The sequence below is a fragment of the Paenibacillus sp. tmac-D7 genome (genome assembly GCF_006519665.1).
Classification (GTDB): domain Bacteria; phylum Bacillota; class Bacilli; order Paenibacillales; family NBRC-103111; genus Paenibacillus_G; species Paenibacillus_G validus.
Genome location: NZ_VIDW01000004.1, coordinates 73,567 through 99,141, shown reverse-complemented (window position 1 = coordinate 99,141; position 25,575 = coordinate 73,567). Strand labels below are relative to the sequence as shown.

Here is a 25,575-nt window from a genome sequence, read left to right as displayed (position 1 = left end):
GTTAGGCGAGCAGCCGCCTGAGGCGCGCTTCAAGCTCCATGGGTGAGAATGGCTTCTTGATTACATCGGCGGCGCCCAGGTCAAAGCATTTGCAAATATCCTGCTCGACGGTAAGGTCGGTCAGCACGACAACTTTGCACGCCCGGCTCTGGGTTTGCCGGATGCGGTGTATCACCTGGTAGCCGTCGAGTGCAGGCAGCGCCAGCTCTGTGATGACCAGGTCCGGCTGGACCGATTCCACGAGCCGGAGCCCTTCCATGCCGTCATGTGCTGGACGGACATCGTATCCTTGAAGTCCGAGCCGGACGTTCAGGAAATCGAGCAAATCGGCGTTCGGATCGATCATCACGACCGTCGGTGGTTCCGGGGATTGAGGCTGGCCCTGATAAACGGCGATGTCCGATTGTTCTTTCTCATCCAGCAAAGCCAGGAAGTCGATCAAGGTTTCATCGGAAGCGGGAGCGCTCTCCGGGAAGCTGGCAACGGCCATGGCGCCGTTTAACAGTCCGGCATCCTGCAGGTAAGCCTTGACCGACAGAGACACGAAATGGGTGAAAGCCAGCGATTGCCCCGGCAGCAGGATAGTCAATGTCCCTTCATCCGTTTCGTAATTGGCTATAACGGCCAGGTTCTCGTTCTCCTTGGCCAGACGTGTCTCCAAATCCTGAAGCCATATCGGGCTGATGCCGTGCGTTGAAGCTGCGATCAGTCCGCACTCCGTCCAAGGGACGGCTGCTTGAAGGACGCTGTTCATTCGATTGGTTAGACGTTGTGACAAGCGGGAACCGGTTAATAACGCATTGTTCATTGTTCTTTCACTCCATTTCCATTCATATTGAGGTGGCGATCATACGCACATATAGGGGAGCGGCCGTCCATTAGACGGCCTGTGCTTTGGTAGTCTTTTTTGAGGAAGAGGATCCGGCCTGATGGGCCGCTTCATCCTGCCAGCTGCGGCGTACCATGTTGCCCCAAGCATTATTGCGGCGAATATAATCCCACAGTCCGAGCAGCTTCCAGAGTGCATTGATTTGATCGTAACCGACCGCCATTACCACCGATAACCCGATCATGCGCAGCAGGTCGTACGTGCGAATGGGGCGGCGGAAAGCCAATTGTTCAATCAACAGCGACCCGCACGTAAAGATCATGCCAATAAGCAGATTGACCAGCAGGAAGATAAGGAGCACCGGCAGCTGTGTCATGTCCAGCAATACGTATCCCGCGAGCGCCGCCAAACCGGACAGCCGGACAAAAGGATTCAGAATCTCGTACACGATGGTGTAGGGCAGGGATAACCAGCCGATCACCTTGTACTTCGGAATGAACAGCATCGCGCGGAATCGGCTGACGTTCCATAAGCTGCCGCGGATCCAGCGGCGGCGCTGGGCGCTGAGCACCTTCAGCGTATCGGGCGCCTGCGTCCAGCAGACGGCGTCCGGACAAAACACGATCCGGTAGGGCAAATTGCGGTCCAGCATATATTTGTGAAGCTTGATCACGATGTTCATGTCCTCGCCGGGACAGTCCTCTTGATAGCCGCCCACTTTGACCAAGTAATCTTTGCGAAACAGGCCGAAGGCCCCGGACACGATAAGCAGCCCGTTCATAGCGCTCCAGCCGATCCGGCCGCCGAGGAAGGCTTTCATATACTCGACATATTGAAGGGCGGGAAGCCATTTGTTCGACAGCCGGACCGACAGCACGCGGCCGTCCTCAATGGTACTCCCGTTCGCGATCCGGACATTGCCCCCGACAGCAATATGCTGCTCGGGGTTTTCCATATAGACTTTAACCAATCGGATCAAGGCGTCTTTTTCCAGCAGGCTGTCGGCATCGATGGTGGAGACCAGCGGATATTTAGCAACATTAATACCGGCATTCAGCGCATCGGCTTTACCGCCGTTCGCTTTGTCGATGACGACCAGTCTGGGATAGAGGGGGTTGCGGTACGCTCCCCGGATCGGTTTGGATTGCACCAGAGGACGGAAGCCGGTCAGACGGGTCGGCTTCAATTCGAACGTATCCACCAGCACTTGAAGCGTCCGGTCGTCTGAGCCGTCATTGATGACGACGACTTCATACATGGGAAATTCCAGCGTCATTAAGGAACGCACGCTCTCGATGATGGTCAGCTCCTCATTATAGGAGGGGACCAGAATCGATACGGGAGGGACGTATTCCGAGCCTGCCAGCTCCCGGAAGCGCGAGTTCATGGTGCTTTTGACAATGGACAGTATCTTCTGATGGGAGATCGCGAGTATGAATAAGTGCAGTAAACTGGATCCGATAATCAGATAAAAGGCAATGATTCCGTAGTTCAGCAAAAACGATCTCATCCGGGTCCCCTTTCTACGAGCTGATCCGGGGCCTATGGGATGGCCGGGACGCGCCGTGTTCACCAAGTGTTCGCCGGAAAATGAAATTCAGCCGGTTGTAGTGAGGCATTTGCAGCGCCTCCTGTGAAGCCGAAACCTCCGCTTGGTTCAGCTCTTCATGCACAGCCTCCCAGGCGGACTCGCGGGAGGCTCCGTTCTCGGAGCTGCAGGCCGTCTCGCACAATGCCTCAAAACCGGCGGAGCCGAGCTTGGATAAGCTTCTGGCGCTGTAATAGCGGACCCACCATTCCTCGTCGGCCATACTGCGGGTGAGCGCTTCGAGATAAAAGTCAAGCTGCTGTTCGCCCACGGCCTTGGCCGCAGCGGCACGGATTTCCCAATCCGGATGGCGGATCAGCTCGCCGATTCGCTCGAGCGGCAGCAGGTGAGGATACTGCAGGAACATTTTTGCCGCTTTGACCCGGATTTCTTTATGCCCGGACATGATCAACCGGTCCAATGCGCCGAACACATGCGGATCGTTTCGTCCGGAAAGACTGATCAAAGCCACCGTGAGCACCACTTCGTTATTTTCGCTGCGAAGCAGCTCGGCAAAGAGCGGTGCCGGATCTAAGGAAGAAGAGGCGATAGTATCGGCGATAAGCTGATGAGCCTTGGGATGGTGTTCGGTAAGCAGCTGCATCAGGCGGCGCAAATCCTCGAGCGTTGCGGCGCACTTGGCGGCGGCGCGTCCGACGACGAATGCGGTCGGTTCGCTGCCTTCCCGTTCCAAGAGATTCAGCAGTTCACCGGTACATTCGGCCGCCCGCATGACACCCAAATGATAAGCGGCTTCCATGCGTACCCCGTGCCTGGAGCTGCGCAGCCTCTGACGCTCCAGCTCCACAAGTCCCAGATCCCGGCAAAGGGCGGTAAGCTTGCCCCGCTGCTCGCCGTCGATCGCCTCGATCCACTGCAGCAGCTTCGACTGAATGGCTTTCAGCTCTACGGGGGTCAAACGCCCGGGGGGCGGGAACAGCGCGTCCGCCCCGTGCATGTTGGCGCTAAGGTAAGTAAAGTAATCCTGATGCTTTTCCAGGCTTTGTTTCATTCGTTCGGCGATGGTCCTGTGCCGGCTCCGCAGCAGGAATAGTGCGGTAAAACCGCCGGCGATCGTCAAGCTCAAAGCGGTCAACACGGAGTCGGCCTGGTCTAATGGCTCCATCCACATACGGTTTATCCTCCTTACTCTCTATCCGTGCGTGTTCAGCTTGGCTACTCGACCGTTACGCTTTTCGCCAAATTGCGAGGTTTGTCCACGTCATTCCCCCGAATCGAAGCCGTGTAGTAAGCGAGCAGCTGCAGCGGTACCACGGCAAGGGCAGGCGCCAGCAGGGAATAGGTGCGCGGCACGTAGATCACTTGATCTGCGGTTTTCTCCAGCTCGGTTTGACCTTCCAAAGCCAGCGCGATCACGTAAGCGCCCCGTGCCTTGACTTCCTTGATGTTGCTCGCGGTTTTCTCCAGCAGCAGCTCCTGGGTTGCCAGCGCAATGACCGGCGTGCCTTCTTCAATCAGCGCCAAGGAGCCGTGCTTCAGCTCGCCCGCGGCATACGCCTCCGAATGAATGTAGGATATTTCCTTCAGCTTAAGCGACGCTTCCATCGCCAGGCTGTAGTCGAGTCCGCGGCCGATAAAGAAAAGGTGATTCTGAGTCGAAATCTGCTCGGCGATCTGGCGAACCGGTTCCAGGCCTTCCAGCATTTCTTCCACTTGGGAAGGCAGCCGTTCCAGCATGGCAATCAGCTCGATGAGCGAGGCTTGGTCCAGCGTCTCCATGGACTGGGCCATGAACAGACCGAGTAAATAGAAGGCGATCAACTGCGAGCTGTAAGCTTTGGTCGAGGCGACGGCGATCTCGGGACCGGCCAGTGTGAACAGGACATCGTCCGCTTCGCGGGCCACCGAGCTGCCGATTACATTCGTGATGGCCATGACGCGGGCGCCGCACTGCCTGGCCTCGCGCATGGCGGCCAGCGTATCCGCGGTTTCTCCCGATTGACTGACGGCGATGACGAGCGTGTTCTCGCGGATCACGGGCATCCGGTAGCGGTACTCGGAGGCGAGGTCGACTTCAACCGGAATGCGGGTCAGTCGTTCGATGACGGTTTTACCGACGAGCGCCGCATGGTAAGCCGTGCCGCAGGCGACCATATGGATCTGCTTCAGACCGCGGATTTGCTCTGCGGACAGCGTCATGCCGGGAAGCACGATTTCCTTCCCCTCGTTGATTCTTCCGCGCATCGTATCCTGGTAGGCGCGCGGCTGATCATGAATTTCTTTGAGCATGAAGGTATCGAACCCGTTCTTCTCCGCCATCATGAGATCCCAATCGATGTGGAACAGCTGCTTGGCGATGAAATTGCCCTCAAGCGTCATCAGTTCGACCCCGTCCCGCGTCAGCACGGCCATCTCGCCGTCATTCAAAATGTAAACATCGCGCGTATATTCCAGAATGGCCGGAATATCGGAGCCGATGAAATTTTCACCTTGTCCGACGCCGATAATGAGCGGACTGGCCCAGCGGACCGCAACCAGCTTGTCCGGCTCGTGCTCGGAAAGCACGGCGATGGCGTAGGCGCCCCGCACTTGGCTGACGGCCTTCCTGACGGCTTCGGTTAAATCTCCTTCATAATGGTGGGCGATCAGATGAGAGATGACCTCGGTGTCGGTCTCCGACAAGAACCGGTAACCGAGCTGCTCGAGCTCCTCCTTTAATTGCAGGTGATTCTCAATGATACCGTTATGTACAACGGAAATTTTCATGTCGTTGTCGGTATGCGGATGCGAATTGGCATCCGAGGGCTTCCCGTGGGTGGCCCAGCGGGTATGACCGATGCCGGCGAAGCCCGTGAGCGGCTGCGCCTCCAGCCGCGTTTCCAGCTCGCTGATTCTTCCTTTCGTTTTGCGGAGCTCAAGCCCAGCTTCCGTGTGAATGGCCACCCCGGCGGAATCGTATCCCCGGTACTCCAGTTTTTTCAAACCTTCCAATAAAATGTTCTGTGAATTCCGGTTGCCGATATAACCTACAATGCCGCACATGATTACTCCTCCTCTTGTTCGCTTTGGCCTACTTGCCATTTTCGAAATTCGATAATGCTCTTCAATTCTTCCCGGCTGATGCCGCAGTTCAGAGCGTCCTGAAACAGGTCATACCACTCCTGCATCACCATGGGATCACGCTCCGGCGTATCGGGTTGAACCAGCTGTTTCAATGAAACGTCCAGCGCGGCCGCAATTTTGTCCAACAAGTGGACGGACGGATTCGAATGAATGTCCCGTTCGATGGTACTCAAGTAAGATTTGGCAACACCAGCGGCCTCCGCCAGTTCAGAGAGCGTTAACCCTCTTTCCATGCGAAGCTTCCTCACTCGTTTTCCCAACATGCTCCATCGGTCCTTTGTTGTAGTTTCCTTGCGCAAAAACACAGGCGTATCGTTCGTCACGACGTTCCTTATAACGAACGAATAATTGGAGTATAACGTAAAAAACGTCAAATTAAAAATTGAACAGCTCGGATTATTCCGTTTTAAAGAACAAAAAGCGTGGATTTCCTGCCATATTCTCCAAAATACTACCAAATATCGTTCTTTATAAAGAATCTTTCGTTCGTTATAATGAATTGCGGAATGGAGGTATACCCGTAATTATCAGACATAAGCCGCACCTAATCGATGACAAAGGAGGTTTGGTCATGTCCCAATCCAAAGCGCACGCCGAGCTGGAAGGCTGGGGAAGCCGGCCGGTTCCCATCCGCTATCTGGCCTTGATGCGGCCCCGGCAGTGGACGAAAAATTTGCTCGTGTTTGCTGCCCTGATCTTTTCCATTCAACAGGCGGACATGCACATGCTCGGTCAAGCTTTGGTCGGCTTTGTGCTGTTCTGTCTCGTCTCCAGCTGCGTGTATGTGCTGAACGATTACGTAGACCGGGAACGGGACCGGATGCATCCGGAGAAGAAGAACCGGCCGCTTGCTTCCGGCGCGATTCATCCGCAGGCGGCGCTGCTGTTCGGCTTTGTCCTGCTGACATGCTGCCTGATGCTGGCGTTCCGCTTCCAGGTTGCTTTCGGGCTTGTGCTGTCCGCCTATTTTTGCATGAATGTGCTGTATTCCCTGCGGCTCAAGCATGTCGTGATTGTCGACCTGCTCATCGTCGCCTCCGGGTTCGTGCTGCGCGCGGTAGGCGGCGGTCTCGTCATCGGTGTACCGTTAACGCCGTGGTTCCTGCTTTGCACGATGCTGCTGGCCTTGTTTCTGGCGATCGGCAAACGCAGGCACGAGCTGGCGCTGATGCAGAACGGCATGGGCTCGCACCGCAAAGTGCTGGATTCGTATTCGATGGAGATGCTGAACCAAATGTCGGGGATCGTGACGACGGCGACGATTATGAGCTACGCGCTGTTCACCTTTACCTCGGGCCATACGATCCAGCTGATGTGGACGTTAATCTTCGTGCTTTACGGCGTGTTCCGCTACTTGTATCTGATTCACATGGAAGGAAAGGGCGGCCGCCCGGAAAAGCTGCTGCTTGAGGATAAGCATATTTTGCTGACGGTGATTTTGTACGGATTTTCCGTCGTGTGCATTCTGCTGTTCTTCAATTAATTAAAACAAGCTCGGTTGGGAAGGGAGAAGCTGCGGTGATCCATTATGTATGGTTATTCGTATCCGTATTGCTAGGCGCCGCGGGGCAGGTGCTGATGAAATGGGGCGTCGGTACACCCAAACCGGCGGGCGCCGCCATGTTGTCCTGGTCCTCTATGGCGTCTTATGGGCCGATTGCGGCAGGGCTGGCTTGTTATGGTTTAAGCTCGGTGTTCTGGCTGCTTGCGCTCAAGAAGTTCCCGCTCAGCACCGCTTATCCGATGGTCAGTTTGGGCTATATTGTCGTCATGGTGCTAGGATTTTATTTGTTTCATGAATCGTTATCGATGCAAAAATGGATCGGCGCCGCCTTCATCTCCTTCGGCGTGCTGCTCATTGCGCGAGCATAACGGAAAGGGGGAGTGGATGTGGACATCGGTGCAGGCTTCTTGTATCCGGCGCTGCCTTTCATCGCCTGGCTCGTGTCCGGGACGCTGAAGTATGCGGTGAACAGGGTGCGGCACGGCCGCGATGCCCGGAAGCTGATCGGCAACGGCGGCTTTCCGAGTACGCATACGTCGGTTGTATCGTCTGTCGCCATGCTGATCGGCTTCGATCAGGGCTGGGGGACGCCGCTGTTCGGTCTCGCCGTCGCCTTGACCTACATCGTGATGATCGATGCGGTGGGCATCCGCCGCGCCGTCGGGGAGAGCGCGAAACGCATTAACGAACTGACCCGCGAAATTGCCGCCGCCGGCGGGGCCGGCCTGAGAGAAAGGCAGGGGCATACCCGGTCAGAGGTGCTTGGCGGCCTGGCGGTCGGCACGCTGCTTGCTTGGATCGCCTCGCAGCTGACGGGTTAGTCCAGGTACATACAAAGATTTTTCGGATAATGGGAGTGGGCATTATGAGAAACCGGATGGCATCTATTAGTTTGGTCAGCGGAATGACGCTCCTGACGCTCAACGTCGCCGCCTTTATGATCCCGGCGCTGCTGTTTCTTGCCGGGCTGCCGGTGATGAAGGCGGACTTTTGGCTCGCGGCGGCTCTGGCCGCCTTGCTCTCCTGGATCGCGTCGAAGAAGCTGGCGGAGGAACAGCACATGAAGGTGTTCGCCATGTCGGCGGGACTGAGCGCTTTGCTGTTTATAGGCGGCTTCGTGGTGTGCGGGTATTTCTACGATCTGTCCTATGACGGCCAGGCTTATCACCAAGAAGCGATCATTCATTTGGCGGAAGGATGGAACCCCGTCTACGATAAGGAAATTTCCATGCCGACGGGCAACAGTATCTGGGTTAACCATTACGCGAAGGCGGCCGAGATTGCCGCGGCTTCCATCTATATGGCAACCGGTCTGCTCGAGCCAAGCAAGGTCATCAACTTGATGATGATGGCGGCTTCCGGCCTGCTCAGTCTGGCGGCGCTGCTGACCTTGAAGCCTGAGAACAAGGTCACCGCTTGGGTGGTGGCCCTGCTGCTTGCGCTTAACCCGGTCAGCGTTTACCAGTCGTTCACCTTTTATGTCGATGGACTGCTGGGTTCGCTGCTGCTATGTCTGCTTGCGCTCGGGTGCTTGATCTTCACCCGTCCGGGCTGGCTGCTGACGACGGTGTATACACTGGGGATGATCATGATGATGAACCTCAAATTCACCGCCGTCGGTTACGCGGGTGTGCTGACCGTGGGGCTGCTCATTGCCCTGTACATGGGTGAGCAGTTTGCCCGGCTGAAGCATCTGTTTCGCATGGCGGCAGTCGGGGGGCTGATCGGCGTGCTTCTCGTCGGATACAATCCTTACGTGACCAATACGCTCCACTACGGGCATCCTTTTCATCCGCTTGCCGGGGACAATGCCATCGATGTTGTGAAGAACTTTACGCCTCGCAATCTGGAACGGATGAACCGCTTCGAGCGGGTGGCAGCCTCTTACTTCGCCGAACCGATGGGCAACCGCACGGATAAGAAGCCAACGCAGTTCCAATGGCCGTTTATATTCAGCGCCCAAGCGCTGCCGACCTATGCCGAGAATGATGTCGCGGTAGCCGGCTTCGGGCCTTTGTTCAGCGGTGCGCTGCTGCTTGCTCTGCTGGTGCTGGCGTTGGCCTTGCGGCGGCGCCCCGGAATCACCTTGGCTGCCATCGGGGTCATTGCGCTGGTGGTGGTAACTTCCTTGATCAACCCGGCGGCCTGGTGGGCACGCTATGTGCCCCAGCTCTGGACCGTGCCGTTGATTTGCGTATGGCTTGCCCTGTGTGTGAAGGGCTACCGGTTCTTGAACGGCGTCGGCATCGCGCTGGCTGTCGTGATTGCCGCGAATGCGCTGTTGGTCGGCAGCTCGTTCACGACCAGGCAGTGGGCGATGAGCGAGGAGCTCCGCGGCCAGCTGGCGCAGCTGCAGTCGGCGTCCCAGCCGGTGAAAGCTGAGTTTACCTACAGCTGGTCCAACCGGGAACGGCTTAAAGCGTACGGCATCGAATTCAAGGAGGAAACGCCGCTCGTCTGCAGCAGCGAGAAGGTGACGCTGATTAAATCAGGAACCACCCTCTGCGTAGATCAGGATAAACAGGAGATGCAGGTTAAAGCGAAGTAAAGATCAAGGAGGGTATCATGCACGTCATTTCGGTAAAAAAAAGAATCCTGCCCGGGCTGGTCCTTCTCGCCTTATTGGCGGGCTGCACCCCGCCATGGGGCGAAACGGCCCGAAACCTGTTTGCCGGCGGCAGCAAAGACATTCCCGTGTCAACCCTGCCGGTGTACGATGATGGGGGCGTGAAGCAAACCTCCGCCGTTAAGGACGGGCATCTGCAGGTCTACGACGGGAAGGCGTGGAAACCGCAGTTTTGGTCCGGCGTGAACATGGGGGCTACGACTCCGGGGCATGCGCCCGGAGAGCTCAGTCCGACCAAGGAGGATTACTTGCGATGGTTCGGACAAATCAAGGCTATGCATGCGGATGTCGTCCGGATTTATACGATTTTGCCGCCGCACTTCTATGAAGCGCTGGCCGAATTCAATGCCGGACGCAAGGACCCGCTTTACATCCTGCAGGGCATCTGGGCGCCTGAGGAACAGCTCGTCGGCGCGGGCGGGCAGGGCTATGATGCGCTGCAGCAGGACACGATCGACCAGTTCCGGAAAGAGATCCGGGATGCCGTTCAGGTCATCCACGGGCAGTTGAAGAGGAAGGCGGAGTCCGGTCATGCTTCGGGCAAATTCGAAGCCGACGTATCGCCTTATGTGCTCGGCTGGGTGGTTGGCATCGAGTGGGACCCTTACACCGTGAAAGCGACGAACGATGCGCATCCCGGTATGAAGCCGTTTCAAGGTACCTATTTTCAGGCGGCTTCCGGGGCCTCCCCTTTTGAAAGCTGGCTGGCTCAAATGCTGGACACGTTGGCGCAGGAGGATATGAAATTCGGCTGGCAGCATCCGGTTTCGTTCACCAATTGGGTGACCACCGACCCGCTGACCCACCCGAACGAACCATCAGATACCGAAGACCTGGTCTCGGTGGACCCTATGCAGGTTCGTCCGCAAGCGGGCTGGAAGGCCGGCTATTTCGCCTCCTATCACATTTACCCGTATTACCCGGACCTGCTGCGGTACGAGGAGAAGTATCAAACCTACAAAGACAGCGAAGGGAACATCAATCCGTATGCGGGGTACCTGCACGAGTTGCGGGAGCATCACAAGGGCATCCCGCTGATCGTGGCGGAATACGGCGTGCCGAGCTCGCGCGGTATGGCCCACTACGGTCCGCTAAACCGCAATCAAGGCATGCATTCGGAAAAAGAACAGGGGGAAATCGACGCCGATTTGTACCGCAGTATTTACAACGAGAACTTGGATGGCGCAGTCCTGTTCGCCTGGCAGGATGAATGGTTCAAGATCACTTGGAACACGATGGAGCTGGATTCGCCGATCGACCGCCGTCCCATGTGGCGAAACATGCTGACGAACGAGGAGCATTTCGGCTTGCTTGCGGTGGAACCGGGCAAATCGCAGGAGGACACGATCGTGCTTGACGGGAAGACGGATGATTGGGACCGCCGAAAAAACACCGAAAGCCGGGATTATCCGGGGTACAGCCTCACCGTCTCGCATGATGAAGCTTATCTGTACTTGCTGCTGAAAAATAAGAACGGCGATTGGAAGCCGGGGGAACAGCCGCTTTATATCGGCTTTGATACGGTGGATAGCGGGAGCGCGAAGGCGGATAAAGCGCCTGGCATCACCTTCAGCGGCGGTCAGGAGTTTGTTATGAAGCTGAGCGGGGAGAACGACTCGGCCATCTATGTGCAAAGCGCGTATGATTACCATGCCTGGCAGTATGGCTTCGTGAACCGTATGATGCCCTGGCAGGAAGCCTGGTCTCAGGCAGAGAACGGTCTCTTCCTGCCGTGGAGGCTGCCGGTCAGCAAACCGCTGGTGCTCCCGCAAAGCAAGAAGCCGGTGCCGTTCGAGGATGTCGAGATCGGCCGGCTGCATCACGGCACGACAGACCCGAAGAGCGCCGAGTTCAACAATTTGGCCGACTGGCACGCCGCCGGGTCTGTCATCGAGGTTCGCGTGCCCTGGATGCTGCTCGGATTTACCGATCCCAGCTCGCACAAGGTATGGCGTTACCCTTATCAAGCAGCGGCGTTTAAGATGGAGGAAAGCAAGGCGGTCCGGGTTGAGCCGCATCTCTCCGGAAATTCGAACCCGGCAGAGCCTGTCGCTTACAAGTGGGATAACTGGAACAAGCCGGCATCGCATGAGCGTCTCAAGCAAAGCTATCCGATTCTGAAGGAGGCGTTCGGCAAGCTCGGGAAACAGCCGCCTAAAGCGACTCCTCCGGACGGAGCAGCAGCCGCCAAGCCTTAGTTGCGTATATGGCGCCAGCCGGTGTAATCATGAACGGCGATGCCCGAATAAGACGGGCGAGCTTTCAGCAAGCCGTCGATGACAGCCAGCTGGCGCTCCATTTCTGCCTTGCTTTCCCCGCTGAAGGTGATATACGGAGTATCCGGCGCCGGATTCGTTTCCACGCTAATCCATACCTTCTTGCCAAGACGGTCGGCTAAGGCTATTTCCTCCGCTGCCAAATCAATGACGTCCAGCGCTTGATTGCGGTAGGTCATCAAGGCGGTTTCATCCAGCTTGCCCATCATCGCTTCGCTGAGCGTGCCGCTGCCGTCCGATAGCGGAATGCCGTCGAGCCAGAACGGTAAGGCGGCGGATGTCGTTAAAGCGGCGGAATCCTTCTTCACCAGATCATGAAAATAGGCAATGGATTGCTGCCAATTCACGGCAACCGCATGTGGGTCCGCGGTCCAATCCGGCAGCAGATAAGGCTCGATGTCCACTTGAATGCCCGCAAACCGTTCGTTAACAAGCACGGATGCGTTATAGGACTTTACCCAATCGACCAGAGCTGTCATGTATTTCCGGTTTTCCGGAAGTGCCCACTTCGGAGCGCCGTCCAGCGCGTGGATTTGAATACCGCTGTCCGCCGCCGCTTGGATGAAGCTTCGATAATCGCTTTGGGCGACATCCCGGTTCACCTGTAAGTAGATGCGTTCGACCCGCTCATTTTTGGCAAATTGCAAAATGTCGGTTCGCCCTGCGTTCGTACCGATGAGCGAAGTATCCCACAGCCAGGTTGCCCTTGGCATGTTGGATGGCAAGGAGTCTGCCGAGGAAAGGGACGAAGTTGTAAAGCCTGCCGATAACCACATGAGCATCACCATCACTATAATCATATCAAATCCTTACCCCGCTACTGCAATTATGCAACATATCCGATTCAGCTCTCCTTTGCCGCCACTATTGTATTTCTCCCAAAGTTTGTGAATCGATGTACGCGGGGTTAAGCATGGATAGCGATCGTCCGGTCTCGTTCTTTCGTTCTTGGGTGATTAAATAGAAAGCTTGCATCCATTATACCAAACGATAGTTTCGCAGTTAAAGAGATTCGTTATAACGCATTTTTGGGTGCGATCTTCTATCATTCCTATGCAAAATTTGAGCTATTTTTACTATCATGAAAAAAATGACATAGGAACGATTCTTTATAACGAACAAGAATGGTATAATTTACCTTGTGTGCAGCTGAAAAATACGATATCGAAGGAGTTCATAAGTGAAAAGACAACGTCTACGGTCAAAATCCCGCTTTGTTGGAAAAGTACTGGTCATTTGTTTAGCTTTTACCCAGGCCCTTGTCGCCCTTCCGGCGGAAGCCGGTTTGACCCGTCAGGTATATGCCGCGGCAGCGGATCGCCCGATACATAAAGCCACTTGGCTGTGGAATACAGGTACGCTGCTGAAGGACAGAGAAGGCACATTCCAATTTCTCCGGCAGAACGGCGTCAATCTTATTTTTTTGCAGGCCGATCCGGATGTTCAGACGAGTGACTACAGCGGCTTTATCCGGGAGGCTGCCGCCCGCGGAATTGAGGTTCATGCTCTGGGAGGAGCTCCAGATTGGATCCTTCAGGACAAACAGATTAAGATGTACAAGCTGATCAATTGGGTGAAAACATACAACAACAGCGTTGCAGCCGAGGAACGGTTTAGAGGAATCCATCTCGATGTCGAGCCGTACGTCATGCGGGCATGGTATGAGGATACGGATACGATGCTGGGGCTTTGGCGGGATACGGTGAGCGGATTTGTCGAAGAAATGAAAATTGAAACCCCCGATTTGATCGCCGGTGCGGATTTGCCGGTCTGGCTGGAGCAATTCAACGTGCCGGACGGGGAGGGGGGGCGGACAACCTTGTCCAACTGGATGATCGGCAAGCTTGACCAAACGACCCTCATGGCTTACCGCGACAATGCGGCAGACATCATCAGCAGCATTGCTACAGAGCTGGGCGAGGCGGAGAGAAACGGCAAGTCCGTCATCGTGGCGGTGGAAACATTGCCGAGTTCCGAGGGCCCCATCTCCTATTTCGACAAAGGCAGCTTGCAAATGATGCGCGAGCTCGGCACCGTGGGCGAAGCGCTTATCAGCCGCGCTCCTTTTACCGGATATGCCGTGCATGATTATGACGGCTGGAGCCGTTTAAAGGAATAGGACGGCATCGGGACAAGGTTGGGACTCCACGAACGCAATTCCGAACGGCTGGGCATAGAGCAGCACGAATTGCCATTGTGAGGAGAGATACTCCGTCTTATTTGAAGCAGTGGAACAAGTAACCAAACTGGAATACGCCGAACCATTGCGGTGGCGCTAAGGAAAGGGGAATGCATAATGGGACGTTATTTTGGAACAGACGGTGTGAGAGGCTTGGCCAATCAGGAACTGACTCCGGAATTAGCCTATAAATTCGGGCGTACAGGTGCGTATCTGATCACGAAACAGAAAGCCAAGGCGTCGATTGTAGTCGGCAAAGATACTCGTATTTCGGGCGATCTGCTAGAGTCTGCTTTAATTGCCGGGATCCTTTCGGTAGGGGCCACGGCTATTCAAGCGGGTGTTATCCCAACGCCAGGCGTTGCCTACTTAACTCGAACCTTGCAAGCGGATGCCGGTGTGATGATTTCCGCTTCGCATAACCCTGTAGCGGATAACGGAATTAAGTTTTTTGGCAGTGACGGCTTTAAGCTGCTTGACGAGCTGGAAGATCAGATTGAGGATTTGATGGATCAGCCGGATGACCGGCTGCCGCGTCCTGTTGGAGCTGATCTTGGGCGTCTGTCTGTGCGTAAAGATGCAGCTGAAATGTATGCGAAATTTCTGGAGAATACCGCGTCTGTTCGTCTGAACGGAATGAAGGTTGTCGTAGATTGTGCGAATGGCGCGGCAGCCCGGATTGCGCCGGCTGTGTTTAGTGCCCTGGGAGCGAATGTCATTCCCTTGGCTGCAGAGCCGGATGGGATCAATATCAATGCAAACTGCGGCTCTACGCATCCGGATGAACTGCGGAAGGCAGTCGTGCAGGAAGGGGCGCAATTAGGCCTTGCATTCGACGGCGACGCAGATCGCTTGATTGCGGTGGATGAGACAGGGGAGCTTGTGGATGGCGACTATATAACGGCAATTCTGGCACGCAGTTTGCTTGACGCCGGTAAGCTGGACCGGAATACAGTAGTCACCACCGTCATGTCCAATATGGGCTTTGTTAAAGCCATGAGAGCCTTGAATGTTAACCTGATTCAGACGGCTGTCGGAGATCGCTATGTCGTGGAGGCCATGCGTAAAGGAGGCTATGTACTGGGCGGTGAACCGTCGGGTCACACGATTATGCTGCATCTCAACACGACAGGAGACGGTATTCTAACCGCTGTCCAGCTGGCAAGTGTGTTGGTGAAAACACGGCGACCCTTGAGCGAGTTACGCCAAATCATGCGCTCGTACCCGCAGCTGCTTGTGAATGTTCCGGCCGCAAGCAAGCAAGGCTGGGATGCCAATGTCCGCATTAAGCGGGCGATAGAGGCGGTTGAGGCGGAGCTTGGGGACGAAGGGCGTGTGCTTGTACGTCCCTCCGGAACGGAGCCGTTCATTCGTGTTATGGTTGAGGGCCCCGATGCTGCTTTGCTGGAGGAGTATGCCGAGCGAATTGCTCGCGTCATTCGCTCGGAAACAGGCTTGGTGCACCCTGCATTTCATCCGGTTTCATCGCGTTAGTACCGCAGGGGGCCATTCGTTCGGCTCAGTTGCCCATGTTTCCTTGTTGAGTTAAAGGAAGAGGTAAATGCATACCGGTTGCAACGTTCCCGCGGGCTCGAACTCATATTGAACGCAAATAGCCTGACTGTCTCCTGCAGTCAGGCTATTCGATCAGCTTTATTAATTAACGTAAATAAAAAGTTCTTCGTTCCCAAGCATAAGGTGAATTAAGAAATAAACTAACGGTGACGAAAGGACCGCGCAGAATACGAGGATAACCAGCGGAAGGCCGTCAAATTGTTTCTTTTTCTCCGTTTTTATTACCGTTTGCATTCGTATACTCCCCCATTTCAGATCGTATTGTTTGCCTCTGTCGTCCTTAGAACCATCATAGCGGAGTGAAATAAAAAGGTAAGTGATTTAAATCACATCTTCCATCGCGAGGCTTGGAAGGAACGACGGCGATGAAGATCAGCAGCCAAAAGCCTACTTCCGGAATTTCCCTTTTAGATGCATAATAAACTCATAGCACTTGTTACGAGATTGACTACTTTTCCGAGGAGCTGATCCATCCCTATGAATGACGAATCAAACAGAGCGCATGGGCCGGATTTTGAGTTCGGCGTGTACACTTTCGGGGATTTGCTGCCCGATCCGCAAACCGGACGGACCCTGAGCGCCAGGCAGCGTCTGGAAGAAATCGTGGCGGCGGCCAAGCTTGCCGATGAGGCGGGGCTCGACGTCTTCGGCTTCGGCGAGCATCACCGGCTGGATTTTGCGGCTTCTTCCACACCCGTTGTCTTGGCCGCCATTGCCCAGGTGACCAAGCGCATTCGGTTGACGAGCGCCACGACGGTGCTCAGCACCTCCGATCCTGTGCGGGTGTTTGAAGATTTCGCGACCTTGGATTTGATTTCGGACGGCCGCGCGGAGATCATCGCCGGACGCGGGGCGTTTGTTGAATCTTTCCCGCTGTTCGGCTATAAGCTGGACGATTATGAAGAGCTGTTCAAGGAGAAAATCGCGCTGTTGCTTGAGCTGAGCGCCAAGGAACGCGTCACCTGGGACGGCCGATTCCGCTCGGCCTTGCAGGATGCCGAAATCTCGCCCCGCCCCATACAGGAACCGCTGCCGATCTGGATCGGCGTCGGGGGAACCCTGGAGAGTGCGGCGAGAGCCGGTCTGTTGGGGAAAGGGATGGCGATGGCGCTGCTCAGCGGCGATCCGTCCTTCTTCAAGCCGCGGGTCGACATCTACAGGCGAACCTATCTGGAAGCAGGTCATCCTCCTGCGAACCTCAAGGTGTCTGTGAACAGCCACGGGTATATCGCGAAGACATCCCGGCAGGCTCTGGATGAATTTTACCCGTATTATGCCAATTACTGGGGCCCCCTGATGCGGGAGAGAGGGCGCAGCTTCACGATAACGCGATCCGATTTCGAGCGGTTCGTCCGCCCTGAAGAAGGTCTGGCCGTCGGCAGCCCGGAGCAAATCATCGACAAAATCATGTACCAGTATGAGATGTTCGGACATAACCGCTTCGTTGCGCAAATCGATATCGGCGGGCAGCCCTTCGCCAGGGTAGCAGCCGCCATCGAGCTTTTGGCCACGGAGGTCGCCCCGGCAGTACGGCGCGAGATTAGGCGACGGTCAGCGGGAGCTCGCGGCGATTCTTGACGGATATCGCCGCATATAGAGCGAAAACATAACGCCCTTCAGGATGCGGCTTACGCTTCTTGAAGGGCGTTAAAGCATTACGATTGGTTGCGGTTGACTTCTGCCGCATTCAGCATATCACGTTCGTTCTGCGCTTGGTTTCCGTAAAAAGCATCGTCCATCGCCTCGTTGGCTTGTACCGTCCGGGTAGCCTCCAGTTCTTCGGTCTGCTGTGCGTCAAGCCCGTCTATACCCTCTCTGTTGTCAGGCTCCATCGATTGTTCGCCTCCTTCACGAATTGTTGATAGGTCAGAAGTAGGATGCTGCAAAAACGGCCATCATAACCGTTAGCTTGGAAGACGTGCTGTATCCACTAGTATCGACATGGCTTCATCCCGACCTAAGTCCAGTGAACGCGCTGGACTATTGCCTGTTCAGCACGCTTCCAAATAAAGGGTATACTGAACGAAGCGATCTGCTGTTGATGGGGAGATCAGGCACGGAGAACGAAGGGAGACGGGACGGTTGATTAGAAACGGCAAAAACGATTTCAACCATTTGTTCAGGATTTGGTTTGGCCCCCGCTGGGGGACGCTATATTTTCAGTACTTCTTATTCAACTCCGTATCGTTATTGTTGATGTGGGTTTATTATTGGAGAAAAGTACTCGCCGCGCGCCATATGTACATCAAAGTAGGAGGAATCGCAGCCATTATAGGCTTAACGTGCTATTTCCTGCATCAATTAAGATGGGGCTGGGGTCTTGACATTATTATCATTATCGATAATAATAACGTTATAGGAGGTGTACGGTTATGACGGAATCTAAAGCGGATCTTATTTTGCATCCCGTTCGTTTGAAAATCATTCAAGCGCTTATACAAGGACGCAAGCTCACCAGGCAGCAGCTAAGCGCCTTATTCCCGGACATTCCCCAAGCGACGATGTATCGCCATCTGAACAAACTGGAACAAGCCGGATTGATCGTCGTCGTCGAGCAGCGTAAGCAGCGCGGCGCGATGGAGAAATGGTATGCGATCGGGGAGCATGCTGAAAGCGTGCCGAACGAAGAACTGACGGCGATGAGCGCGGAGGAACACATGGAGCTATTCATGAAGTTTGTTTCGGGTCTGATCGGCGATTTCGGACGGTATGTGGCTCAGGACGAATATGATATGCAGCGGGACGGCATTTCAATGAGGCAAACGACGCTTTATTTAAGCGATGACGAATATCGCGAGTTGTTTGGAGAAATCAAGGCGTCGCTTATGCGCCGGATGGATAACGGGCCTGCGCCTGATCGACGGAGAAGGGCATTTACGAACATCGTTATTCCCGAGCCAAAGAGGAAACAGGAGGAGTCGCCATGAGTACAGATCCGTTCTTGAATAATGCCCGTATCGCCAAGCGGTTGGTTCCGCTGTACTTGCTCGTTCCGGTTCTGTTTGCCGGAGCTTTCGCCTATAGCGGGTTCCCGCTCATATGGACGGCGTTCGGCTTGGGAGCGGCCGGCTGGGTCGTCGCTTTCATGCTGCGAGGTCCATTATCCGTGCTGGCGATGAAGAAGCCCGGTTTCGGCAAGACCATCCTATACGCATCCTCCGGTCCGCTGGAGGAAGGCGTTCGCTATGGCTTGCTGGCGCTTACGTCGGTTCAGGTGAGCTGGGCGGCTTCGCTCGGGCAAGGCTGGGCGGCGGTCGAGGTCGTTTATGTGATGATCCAGGTCGTCGCGATTTCAGCGCTTGCTCACCGACAGGATGAGCAAGCGCTTCAGGCGAAAGCTATACTGGAGTCGCAGGGCTTAACCCAATCACATCCGTTATGGGGGATCGTCGAGCGCCTGTCCGCTAGCGCGTTTCATATTGGCGCGACATTGATTGTAGCGTCGATCCCCTGGACGGTGTTTATCCTGATTCCGCTGCACAGCCTGTTTAATTTAGCAATGGTCCAGCTGGTCAAGCGTTCGGTGGCTTGGGGTGAGGCGTTTGCGGCTTTGCTCGGCGGAGCGTTACTTGGGTTAGGGTTGTACGTATCGGGGGCTTGGTCATGGATATAGAGAATCGAAGCGCTGAAGGAGTGCAGGTAAGCTTATGACCATTGTGGGAAAAGCAGGAAGCGCCGCTTCCAAGCCGAATGTCGACGAAGCAAGGAAACGGTCCCGTTTCTCCGTTTTATTTGAAATTTTTATCGTATCCCTGAAGCTGGGATTGACCTCCTTCGGCGGCCCGATCGCACATTTGGGTTATTTTCGCAGTGAATACGTGAATCGCAGACGATGGATGGATGACCGGAGCTACGCCGATTTGGTGGCACTGTGCCAATTTTTGCCCGGACCTGCGAGCAGTCAGGTCGGCATCGGCATCGGAACGCTGCGCGCCGGTTGGCTCGGCGGGGTGGCGGCTTGGCTTGGCTTCACGGGACCGTCGGTGCTGGCGCTCGTATGGTTTGCTGTTCTGCTGCAGGGGACGGATGCGGCACAAAGCGGATGGATTCACGGCCTTAAGCTTGTTGCCGTAGCTATAGTCGCACAAGCGGTTATCGGCATGGGGCAAAAGCTGGCGGCCGGCCGCGTACGGGCTTCGATCGCCTTCGGCGCGTTCGCCGTTGTGCTGCTCGTCGAGAGCGCCTACGCGCAAATCGCGCTGCTGCTGGCTGCCGGGCTGTTCGGGTATTGGCGCCTGCGGCATGAAACGGAGGGCGATCCGGCACAGTTGAAGCTGACGATAAGCAAGCGAACCGGTGCCCTCTTCCTTGTTCTGTTCGCCGCGCTGTTCACGCTGCTGCCGATAGGCCGTCACTTCTTCGCGCATCCGCTGCTGGCGATGTTCGAAGTGTTTTACCGCGCCGGCTCGCTCGTGTTCGGCAGCGGACATGTCGTGCTGCCGCTGCTCGAGCGGGAGGTCGTCCCCGCCGGCTGGGTCGGGGATGCCGACTTTTTGGCCGGTTACGGCGCCGTTCAAGCGGTTCCGGGTCCGATGTTCACGTTTGCCTCTTACCTGGGCATGACGGCATACGGCGTCGTCGGTGCCGTCGTTGCGACGGCCGCAATTTTTTTGCCGGCGTTTCTGCTCGTATGGGGGGCGCTGCCATTCTGGAACGAACTGCGCGGGAAGCCCCGCTTACAAGGCGTTATAGCGGGCGTAAATGCGGCGGTTGTCGGAATTCTGGGCGCCGCGCTGTATGATCCGATTTGGACGTCGGCGGTGACGCACAGGACCGACGCGGCCTTCGCCGTCGTCATGTTCGGATTGCTGCAATTTTGGAGAATGCCGCCGTGGGCTGTAGTTGTCCTTGGCATAGGCTGCGGCGCGCTCGGTATTATTGGATCGTAACGATTTATGGAGGAATTCCCCCGAAGGCGGAAATTGGCCTGCGGCTGGTTACGGCTCCCGTTAGCGCCGATCCTTCGGCGGGTACGGGATGGGGAAGCGACGCAGCGTGAGAATGTGTAAACCGACCGAACACAAAGCGGCCGAGAACGCCTCGACGGCTTTGTTCAGGCTGCGGACGAGCATCTTCACCTTCCCGCAAGAACGGCTTGCTTGCCGATCAGCAGAGCAGACCTTGTCCTACCTTCGGCGGACGAAGGGCGGCGCCTTATTTTTTCTTTTTGAACAACCAGGACAAAAGCTCGGAGCCGATGATAAGAAATGACAGCGAGGCGAGCGCGTATGGAACGACCAGCGGGATCGCCCGCAGATCGGAGATATGAATCAAGCGCAGAAATAGCGGGTAAAGCATGAGCAGCAGGACGAAAACGGCGATTTTCATGAAGGGCCTCCGGTAATTCGGGTGAGCTGTTCCGAAAATAATGACCAATTTATGGATAGTATTCATGACTGATCAGGCAAAAATATTGATAATGACGCCGAAAGCCAACTGAACAACAGTCTATTCTATATTGACGGAATCAATACGTCCATACTATATATAACATTATTACTTTAAAGCATGTTCACGTTACACCAAACGGGGGGTCATCGTAAATTGAAAACTTCATTAAAAATTGTTTCGTTGCTGATTGCAGTACCGCTGGTTCTGGCAGGCTGTGGAACGAAACCATCTACTGAAGGCCAAAGTGCAGGAAGCGCTTCCAATGCTCCGGAAGCGAAAAAGACGGTTAAAGTCGGAATTTCGCAGATCGTCGAGCATCCTTCCTTGAATGCGACAAGAGAAGGGTTTCTGGCGGCATTGAAGGACGGCGGATTCGTCGACAAAGAAAACCTGCAGGTCGACTATCAGAATGCGCAGGGCGATTCCACGAACAACTTGACGATCGGGCAAAAATTCGCCGCCGACAAGAAGGATCTTGTCTTCGCGATCGCTACGCCTTCGGCTCAAGCGGTTGTGCAGAACGTCAAAGATACGCCGGTCCTGTTCGGCGCCGTTACCGATCCGCTTAGCGCGAAGCTCGTCACGAGCCTGGACAAGCCGGGCGGCAACGTAACCGGCGCAGCCGATACGCATCCCGATGCCGTACCGAAGCTGATGGACTTCATTGCGTCCGAGTTTCCGAAGGTGAAAACCGTCGGTGTCGTCGTCAACGAAGGCGAGCCGAACGCCGCATTCATGGTGAAAACGGCGGAAGCCGCTTTAGCCAAGCACAATGTTAAAGTTGTGAAAGCGTCGGTGGCGAATCCGTCCGATGTGAAGCAAGCGGCCGAATCGCTCGTCGGGCGCGCCGATGCGATCTACATCACGCTCGATAATACGGTCGTGAGCGGGGTTGAATCGATCATCAAAGTAGCAACCGACAAGAAAATTCCGTTCTTCTCCAGCGACCGCGATACGGTGGAAAAGGGCGCGATCGCGACCTACGGCTTTAAATATTACGATCACGGATACCAAGCAGGCAAAATGGCGGTCGAAATTTTGAAAGGTGCCAAACCGGGCGATATGAAAGTCAGCTATCCGGACAAGCTCGACCTGATCATCAATGCCGCTGCGGCTAAGGCGCAGGGTGTGGAAATCACCGATTCCATGAAAGCCAAAATGCAGGATAAAAACAATCTGTTGAACGCAGCGAAATAAGATTCAGGAACGAAGGATTCGAATTTGTGCTGGGGGGTGACCTCTCTCTTGGTTAGAGAAGGTCACTCTTCCTGCTTTACTGGAGGGAATTAGCAATGCTCGCAAGTACAATGTTTGCGTTAAAAGGTTCGCTGGAGCTCGGGTTGTTTTATGCAATTATGGCGCTGGGCGTTTATTTGACGTTCCGGATTTTGGACTTTCCCGACTTGACGGTGGACGGCAGCTTCACGACCGGCGCCGCCATAGCGGCCGTTATGATTGCGGGCGGCTCTTCGCCGCTCGTCTCGACGTTCGTCGCATTCGTCGGCGGATTGGCGGCGGGCGCGCTCACCGGCCTGCTGCACACGAAGGGAAAGGTCAACGCGCTCCTTTCCGGTATCTTGATGATGATCGCTTTATATTCGATCAACTTGCGGATCATGGGCAAGGCGAATATTCCGCTGCTCGGTGTGGATACGCTGATCACCAACCTGTCGGTGCTGTGGGTGATGCCGTTTGCGATTCTGATTGTCAAGCTGGCGCTTGACTGGTTTTTGCATACGGATTTGGGGCTCGCTTTACGGGCGACCGGAGACAATCCGCGGATGATCCGCAGCTTCGGGGTGAACACGGACAACACGATCATTGTCGGCCTCAGTTTATCGAACGGACTTGTCGCCTTGTCCGGAGCGCTGATTGCGCAGTATTCGGCGTTCGCCGAAATTACAATGGGTGTCGGGATGATCGTGATCGGGCTTGCCTCCGTCATTATCGGCGAGGCGTTGTTTGGCGCCCGAACCGTCTTTCGCGCTACGCTCGCGGTCGTTCTAGGCTCGATCGTGTACCGGTTGATCGTGGCGCTGGCGCTGCGTGTCGGCTTGGAGCCGACCGATATGAAGCTGATGACCGCGCTGATCGTCATCGGCGCCTTGACCCTGCCGATGGTGCGCAAGTCACTTCGCCAGAAAGCCGTTATGCGCCGCCGGGCGCTTGAACTGGAAGCGGAGAACGTTGTGGGCGTTCGCAGAAAGGGCAGACAGGAGGGGAAACGCTGATGTTACGGATCGAGCAAGTATCCAAGTTGTTCAACCCGGGCACACCGGATGAGAAGGTGGCGCTCGCGCGGATCAATCTGCATCTGGCCGAAGGGGATTTCGTTACGGTTATCGGCAGTAACGGCGCCGGCAAATCGACGCTGATGAACATTATCTCCGGCGTGATGGCCCCGGATGCGGGTAAAGTTCAAATCGACGGCAAACAGGTCGACACGCTGCCGGAATTTCGCCGCAGCGCTTGGATCGGCCGCGTCTTTCAGGACCCGATGGCGGGGACTGCCCCAACGATGACGATTCAGGAAAATTTGGCCATGGCGGCCATGCGGAGCAAGCGGAGGGGCCTCTCGATCGGCGTCACGTCGCGCAAACGCCAGTGGTACCGCGAACAGCTCAGCCGTCTCGGCATCGGGCTGGAGGATCGGCTGAACGCCAAGGTCGGGCTGTTGTCGGGCGGGGAACGCCAGGCGCTCAGCCTTCTGATGGCAACGTTCACGGAGCCGCGCATTCTGCTGCTGGACGAGCATACGGCCGCGCTCGACCCGTCGCGCGCGGAATTGATCACATCGCTGACCGAGCAGATCGTGGCGGAGTTGAAGCTGACGACGCTGATGGTCACGCACAACATGGAGCAGGCGATCCGGCTCGGCAACCGTCTCATTATGATGGACAAGGGCGGCATCATTCTCGATGTGCCTGCACATGAGAAACAGGGCTTGACCGTTGAAGGGCTGCTTCAGCAGTTTGAAAACATCCGCGGGGCGAAGTTCGCCGACGATCGCGTTGTCCTGGGATAATCTTTACGCATACAAACAACCCGACCATTCCAGTAGGAAGGTCGGGTTGTTTGCGTTGGAAGCGGAGGCGCTACCAAACGCTCGGAATCACTTTAATTTCGCGATCGAGCCTGGAGAGGAACGCGTAGTTCGGATTAAACGTGAAGATCCGTTTCATGCGGTAATGCAGCAGTACGACGGCGGTTAGTGCTTCATTCAGGGAAAACCGGTAATCCGGGTATTCCATCAGCAGTCGTCTGGACTCGTGTTCGAGCTCCGAACCGCCGGGAATGATGGTCAGCACGCCCTGCTGGACGGCTTTGTCCACCGTATTGAGGAACACCTGCGCGTCTGTGTAATCAAAATGATTGCGCAGCCACTGGTGGGTTTCGAACACGACGTAATTCGTCGTTGCCAGAGGGCGGTCCAAATCGCTGAGGTCGTAAAAAAGCGAGCGCGCTTTTAAGTAATACGGGTCCTCGGGGTTCATAAACGCCATCCAGGCGGACTGCTCCAGGAAAACCGCTTGCGACAGATTCGTCTGCTCATAAGAAGTCATCGGCCGCTACCTCCCTCGAAGCGCTTGTTTGTCTGCTGACGGTCAAACCGTCGAGGGCCAGCAGCGGGTTTTTCTCGAGCTGCAGGGGGCTCGCCTGGAACACCCGCTCATGGCTTCTCAGCGCAAAGTGCTGTTCCAAAATATAATGTACAACGGACGCAACGGTCGTATGCTGAATTTCGGCCAGCTGACGGCATTTCTCTGCGTACTCGGGCTCAAGCTCGATGAGAGTCGCTTCTTCGTGCGTTTGATTTTCCTCGGCCGAGATGAACTGGGTGGCGGCACTTTTCCATTTTTTCAATTGACTTTGCATGAAATCTTTCGAACTGCTCATGTCCTTCACCTTCCAAAGCTTTAGTAAATGGCGGATCGCTAGGTGTACGTTCATACGTTTCGGATCGGATTATCGTTTTCTGGGCGAATTTGGCGATTTTTGCGGTTTTGTCTGGATTCAACTTATTAAACGTGCCGGTGCCGAATTAAACAGGGGGCGTTTGACACAGATCGGCAAATCCGGCAAGATGAGGGGAGGAGAGTCGTTAGTGCAATCGATGGGGGCGAACGAACGATGAAGCAAGTGTTAAGAGGCGGCGTTCTGTTCTACCGCAAGTTTATTTCGCCGTTAAAGCCGCCGACCTGCCGATTTTATCCAACCTGCTCCGACTATGCGCTGCAAGCGCTCGATAAATACGGCGCGGCCCGGGGAAGCTGGCTCGCCGTCAAGCGCATCTGCAAATGCCACCCGTTCCACCCGGGAGGAATCGACCATGTGCCTTGACATAACCCCCTGTTTTTCGATATATTTGGCTTAATATCCCGTGAACGGATAAGTACTTCGAACGTTTCGCCACACAGAGAGCCGGAGGAGCTGCGAACCGGTTGGCGCATGCGAAGGAAGATGGTCCCGGAGGATTATGAAGGTGAGCTGCAGGAAGAGCGCGAATCGGGTCGCAGGGTGAG

25 protein-coding genes are annotated in these 25,575 nt (G+C 55.5%); 15 read left to right on the top strand and 10 right to left on the bottom strand.

The window, feature by feature from the left end:
* Nucleotide 1: 1 nt before the first annotated feature.
* From FKP33_RS04415 to FKP33_RS04395, 5 genes are all read right to left on the bottom strand, one after another.
* Complete coding sequence (locus FKP33_RS04415; RefSeq protein WP_127605587.1) at nt 2-808, bottom strand: response regulator transcription factor; 807 nt, start codon at nt 806-808, stop codon at nt 2-4.
* 70 nt (nt 809-878) lie between these two features.
* A complete protein-coding gene (locus FKP33_RS04410) occupies nt 879-2,339 on the bottom strand; it encodes a glycosyltransferase family 2 protein (RefSeq protein WP_141334016.1) in 1,461 nt (486 codons plus the stop codon).
* A 13-nt stretch (nt 2,340-2,352) separates the two neighbouring features.
* Nucleotides 2,353-3,549, bottom strand: a complete 1,197-nt coding sequence (locus FKP33_RS04405; protein WP_141334015.1) for a HEAT repeat domain-containing protein — start codon at nt 3,547-3,549, stop codon at nt 2,353-2,355.
* 44 nt (nt 3,550-3,593) lie between these two features.
* Nucleotides 3,594-5,420 (bottom strand): glutamine--fructose-6-phosphate transaminase (isomerizing), encoded by a 1,827-nt coding sequence (gene glmS, locus FKP33_RS04400; protein ID WP_141334014.1) that lies wholly within the window; start codon nt 5,418-5,420, stop codon nt 3,594-3,596.
* Between the two features lie 2 nt (nt 5,421-5,422).
* Nucleotides 5,423-5,764: a helix-turn-helix domain-containing protein gene (locus FKP33_RS04395; protein ID WP_054795296.1), complete on the bottom strand. Its 342-nt coding sequence runs from the start codon at nt 5,762-5,764 to the stop codon at nt 5,423-5,425.
* Nucleotides 5,765-6,072: 308 nt separating this feature from the next.
* Here FKP33_RS04395 and FKP33_RS04390 point away from each other — a divergent pair, with 308 nt between their 5' ends.
* The 5 genes from FKP33_RS04390 to FKP33_RS04370 are packed head-to-tail and all read left to right on the top strand — an operon-like array spanning nt 6,073 to nt 11,829.
* A complete protein-coding gene (locus tag FKP33_RS04390) occupies nt 6,073-6,984 on the top strand; it encodes a decaprenyl-phosphate phosphoribosyltransferase (RefSeq protein ID WP_054799074.1) in 912 nt (303 codons plus the stop codon).
* Nucleotides 6,985-7,019: 35 nt separating this feature from the next.
* A complete protein-coding gene (locus tag FKP33_RS04385) occupies nt 7,020-7,373 on the top strand; it encodes an SMR family transporter (protein ID WP_054795240.1) in 354 nt (117 codons plus the stop codon).
* An 18-nt stretch (nt 7,374-7,391) separates the two neighbouring features.
* Nucleotides 7,392-7,826 (top strand): divergent PAP2 family protein, encoded by a 435-nt coding sequence (locus FKP33_RS04380; protein WP_127605579.1) that lies wholly within the window; start codon nt 7,392-7,394, stop codon nt 7,824-7,826.
* Nucleotides 7,827-7,870: 44 nt separating this feature from the next.
* Complete coding sequence (locus tag FKP33_RS04375) at nt 7,871-9,553, top strand: hypothetical protein (protein WP_141334012.1); 1,683 nt, start codon at nt 7,871-7,873, stop codon at nt 9,551-9,553.
* Between the two features lie 17 nt (nt 9,554-9,570).
* Nucleotides 9,571-11,829, top strand: coding sequence for a hypothetical protein (locus FKP33_RS04370; RefSeq protein ID WP_141334011.1), 2,259 nt, complete (start codon nt 9,571-9,573; stop codon nt 11,827-11,829).
* Here FKP33_RS04370 and FKP33_RS04365 read toward each other — a convergent pair.
* A complete protein-coding gene (locus tag FKP33_RS04365) occupies nt 11,826-12,707 on the bottom strand; it encodes a hypothetical protein (RefSeq protein ID WP_141334010.1) in 882 nt (293 codons plus the stop codon). The genes FKP33_RS04370 and FKP33_RS04365 overlap by 4 nt on opposite strands.
* A gap of 380 nt (nt 12,708-13,087) precedes the next feature.
* Here FKP33_RS04365 and FKP33_RS04360 point away from each other — a divergent pair, with 380 nt between their 5' ends.
* The 3 genes from FKP33_RS04360 to FKP33_RS04350 all read left to right on the top strand — a co-directional run bounded on the left by FKP33_RS04360 (nt 13,088) and on the right by FKP33_RS04350 (nt 17,239).
* Nucleotides 13,088-14,026, top strand: a complete 939-nt coding sequence (locus FKP33_RS04360) for a hypothetical protein (RefSeq protein ID WP_141334009.1) — start codon at nt 13,088-13,090, stop codon at nt 14,024-14,026.
* Nucleotides 14,027-14,203: 177 nt separating this feature from the next.
* On the top strand, nt 14,204-15,580 hold the full coding sequence (gene glmM, locus FKP33_RS04355) for a phosphoglucosamine mutase (RefSeq protein ID WP_141334008.1): 1,377 nt from the start codon (nt 14,204-14,206) through the stop codon (nt 15,578-15,580).
* Between the two features lie 558 nt (nt 15,581-16,138).
* Entirely contained in the window at nt 16,139-17,239 is a 1,101-nt protein-coding gene (locus FKP33_RS04350) for an LLM class flavin-dependent oxidoreductase (protein ID WP_127605567.1), read from the top strand.
* Between the two features lie 77 nt (nt 17,240-17,316).
* Here FKP33_RS04350 and FKP33_RS26970 read toward each other — a convergent pair whose 3' ends face one another.
* Complete coding sequence (locus FKP33_RS26970; protein WP_155614264.1) at nt 17,317-17,493, bottom strand: hypothetical protein; 177 nt, start codon at nt 17,491-17,493, stop codon at nt 17,317-17,319.
* Between the two features lie 540 nt (nt 17,494-18,033).
* Between FKP33_RS26970 and FKP33_RS04345 the strand changes: the two genes are divergently transcribed.
* The 3 genes from FKP33_RS04345 to chrA are packed head-to-tail and all read left to right on the top strand — an operon-like array spanning nt 18,034 to nt 20,550.
* Entirely contained in the window at nt 18,034-18,588 is a 555-nt protein-coding gene (locus FKP33_RS04345; RefSeq protein WP_141334007.1) for a helix-turn-helix domain-containing protein, read from the top strand.
* On the top strand, nt 18,585-19,274 hold the full coding sequence (locus FKP33_RS04340; RefSeq protein ID WP_054795229.1) for a hypothetical protein: 690 nt from the start codon (nt 18,585-18,587) through the stop codon (nt 19,272-19,274). The genes FKP33_RS04345 and FKP33_RS04340 overlap by 4 nt, the downstream gene beginning before the upstream one ends.
* Nucleotides 19,275-19,308: 34 nt before the next feature.
* The gene (gene chrA / locus FKP33_RS04335) at nt 19,309-20,550 is read left to right on the top strand and encodes a chromate efflux transporter (protein WP_127605562.1); all 1,242 of its coding nucleotides are present in this window, start codon (nt 19,309-19,311) and stop codon (nt 20,548-20,550) included.
* Between the two features lie 265 nt (nt 20,551-20,815).
* Here the strand turns inward: chrA and FKP33_RS26965 are convergent, their stop codons facing one another.
* Complete coding sequence (locus FKP33_RS26965) at nt 20,816-20,989, bottom strand: hypothetical protein (RefSeq protein WP_164751730.1); 174 nt, start codon at nt 20,987-20,989, stop codon at nt 20,816-20,818.
* Between the two features lie 180 nt (nt 20,990-21,169).
* Between FKP33_RS26965 and FKP33_RS04330 the strand changes: the two genes are divergently transcribed.
* The 3 genes from FKP33_RS04330 to FKP33_RS04320 all read left to right on the top strand — a co-directional run bounded on the left by FKP33_RS04330 (nt 21,170) and on the right by FKP33_RS04320 (nt 24,077).
* A complete protein-coding gene (locus FKP33_RS04330; RefSeq protein WP_127605560.1) occupies nt 21,170-22,249 on the top strand; it encodes an ABC transporter substrate-binding protein in 1,080 nt (359 codons plus the stop codon).
* A gap of 95 nt (nt 22,250-22,344) precedes the next feature.
* Entirely contained in the window at nt 22,345-23,283 is a 939-nt protein-coding gene (locus FKP33_RS04325; protein WP_230875990.1) for an ABC transporter permease, read from the top strand.
* On the top strand, nt 23,283-24,077 hold the full coding sequence (locus tag FKP33_RS04320) for an ABC transporter ATP-binding protein (protein ID WP_054795228.1): 795 nt from the start codon (nt 23,283-23,285) through the stop codon (nt 24,075-24,077). The genes FKP33_RS04325 and FKP33_RS04320 overlap by 1 nt, the downstream gene beginning before the upstream one ends.
* A 70-nt stretch (nt 24,078-24,147) precedes the next feature.
* Here FKP33_RS04320 and FKP33_RS04315 read toward each other — a convergent pair whose 3' ends face one another.
* Together FKP33_RS04315 and FKP33_RS04310 are read right to left on the bottom strand one after the other, a co-directional pair.
* Complete coding sequence (locus FKP33_RS04315; protein ID WP_127605558.1) at nt 24,148-24,615, bottom strand: type II toxin-antitoxin system VapC family toxin; 468 nt, start codon at nt 24,613-24,615, stop codon at nt 24,148-24,150.
* Complete coding sequence (locus FKP33_RS04310; protein WP_127605556.1) at nt 24,602-24,949, bottom strand: hypothetical protein; 348 nt, start codon at nt 24,947-24,949, stop codon at nt 24,602-24,604. Before FKP33_RS04310 ends, FKP33_RS04315 begins: the two co-directional genes overlap by 14 nt.
* 234 nt (nt 24,950-25,183) lie before the next feature.
* On the opposite strand from FKP33_RS04310, the gene yidD reads away from it, so the two are divergent.
* Nucleotides 25,184-25,393 carry a membrane protein insertion efficiency factor YidD gene (gene yidD, locus FKP33_RS04305; RefSeq protein WP_127605554.1) on the top strand — a complete coding sequence of 70 codons (210 nt, stop codon included), beginning with the start codon at nt 25,184-25,186 and terminating at the stop codon, nt 25,391-25,393.
* Nucleotides 25,394-25,575 lie beyond the last annotated feature (182 nt).

Bases quoted from the DNA above. Each gene is read 5' to 3' on its own strand.
- FKP33_RS04415 (WP_127605587.1), bottom strand. From the start codon at position 808: ATGAACAATGCGTTATTAACCGGTTCCCGCTTGTCACAACGTCTAACC.
- FKP33_RS04410 (WP_141334016.1), bottom strand. From the start codon at position 2,339: ATGAGATCGTTTTTGCTGAACTACGGAATCATTGCCTTTTATCTGATT.
- FKP33_RS04405 (WP_141334015.1), bottom strand. From the start codon at position 3,549: ATGTGGATGGAGCCATTAGACCAGGCCGACTCCGTGTTGACCGCTTTG.
- glmS (WP_141334014.1), bottom strand. From the start codon at position 5,420: ATGTGCGGCATTGTAGGTTATATCGGCAACCGGAATTCACAGAACATT.
- FKP33_RS04395 (WP_054795296.1), bottom strand. From the start codon at position 5,764: ATGTTGGGAAAACGAGTGAGGAAGCTTCGCATGGAAAGAGGGTTAACG.
- FKP33_RS04390 (WP_054799074.1), top strand. From the start codon at position 6,073: ATGTCCCAATCCAAAGCGCACGCCGAGCTGGAAGGCTGGGGAAGCCGG.
- FKP33_RS04375 (WP_141334012.1), top strand. From the start codon at position 7,871: ATGAGAAACCGGATGGCATCTATTAGTTTGGTCAGCGGAATGACGCTC.
- FKP33_RS04370 (WP_141334011.1), top strand. From the start codon at position 9,571: ATGCACGTCATTTCGGTAAAAAAAAGAATCCTGCCCGGGCTGGTCCTT.
- FKP33_RS04365 (WP_141334010.1), bottom strand. From the start codon at position 12,707: ATGATTATAGTGATGGTGATGCTCATGTGGTTATCGGCAGGCTTTACA.
- glmM (WP_141334008.1), top strand. From the start codon at position 14,204: ATGGGACGTTATTTTGGAACAGACGGTGTGAGAGGCTTGGCCAATCAG.
- FKP33_RS04350 (WP_127605567.1), top strand. From the start codon at position 16,139: ATGAATGACGAATCAAACAGAGCGCATGGGCCGGATTTTGAGTTCGGC.
- FKP33_RS26970 (WP_155614264.1), bottom strand. From the start codon at position 17,493: ATGGAGCCTGACAACAGAGAGGGTATAGACGGGCTTGACGCACAGCAG.
- FKP33_RS04345 (WP_141334007.1), top strand. From the start codon at position 18,034: ATGACGGAATCTAAAGCGGATCTTATTTTGCATCCCGTTCGTTTGAAA.
- FKP33_RS04340 (WP_054795229.1), top strand. From the start codon at position 18,585: ATGAGTACAGATCCGTTCTTGAATAATGCCCGTATCGCCAAGCGGTTG.
- chrA (WP_127605562.1), top strand. From the start codon at position 19,309: ATGACCATTGTGGGAAAAGCAGGAAGCGCCGCTTCCAAGCCGAATGTC.
- FKP33_RS26965 (WP_164751730.1), bottom strand. From the start codon at position 20,989: ATGAAAATCGCCGTTTTCGTCCTGCTGCTCATGCTTTACCCGCTATTT.
- FKP33_RS04330 (WP_127605560.1), top strand. From the start codon at position 21,170: ATGTTCACGTTACACCAAACGGGGGGTCATCGTAAATTGAAAACTTCA.
- FKP33_RS04325 (WP_230875990.1), top strand. From the start codon at position 22,345: ATGCTCGCAAGTACAATGTTTGCGTTAAAAGGTTCGCTGGAGCTCGGG.
- FKP33_RS04320 (WP_054795228.1), top strand. From the start codon at position 23,283: ATGTTACGGATCGAGCAAGTATCCAAGTTGTTCAACCCGGGCACACCG.
- FKP33_RS04315 (WP_127605558.1), bottom strand. From the start codon at position 24,615: ATGACTTCTTATGAGCAGACGAATCTGTCGCAAGCGGTTTTCCTGGAG.
- FKP33_RS04310 (WP_127605556.1), bottom strand. From the start codon at position 24,949: ATGAGCAGTTCGAAAGATTTCATGCAAAGTCAATTGAAAAAATGGAAA.
- yidD (WP_127605554.1), top strand. From the start codon at position 25,184: ATGAAGCAAGTGTTAAGAGGCGGCGTTCTGTTCTACCGCAAGTTTATT.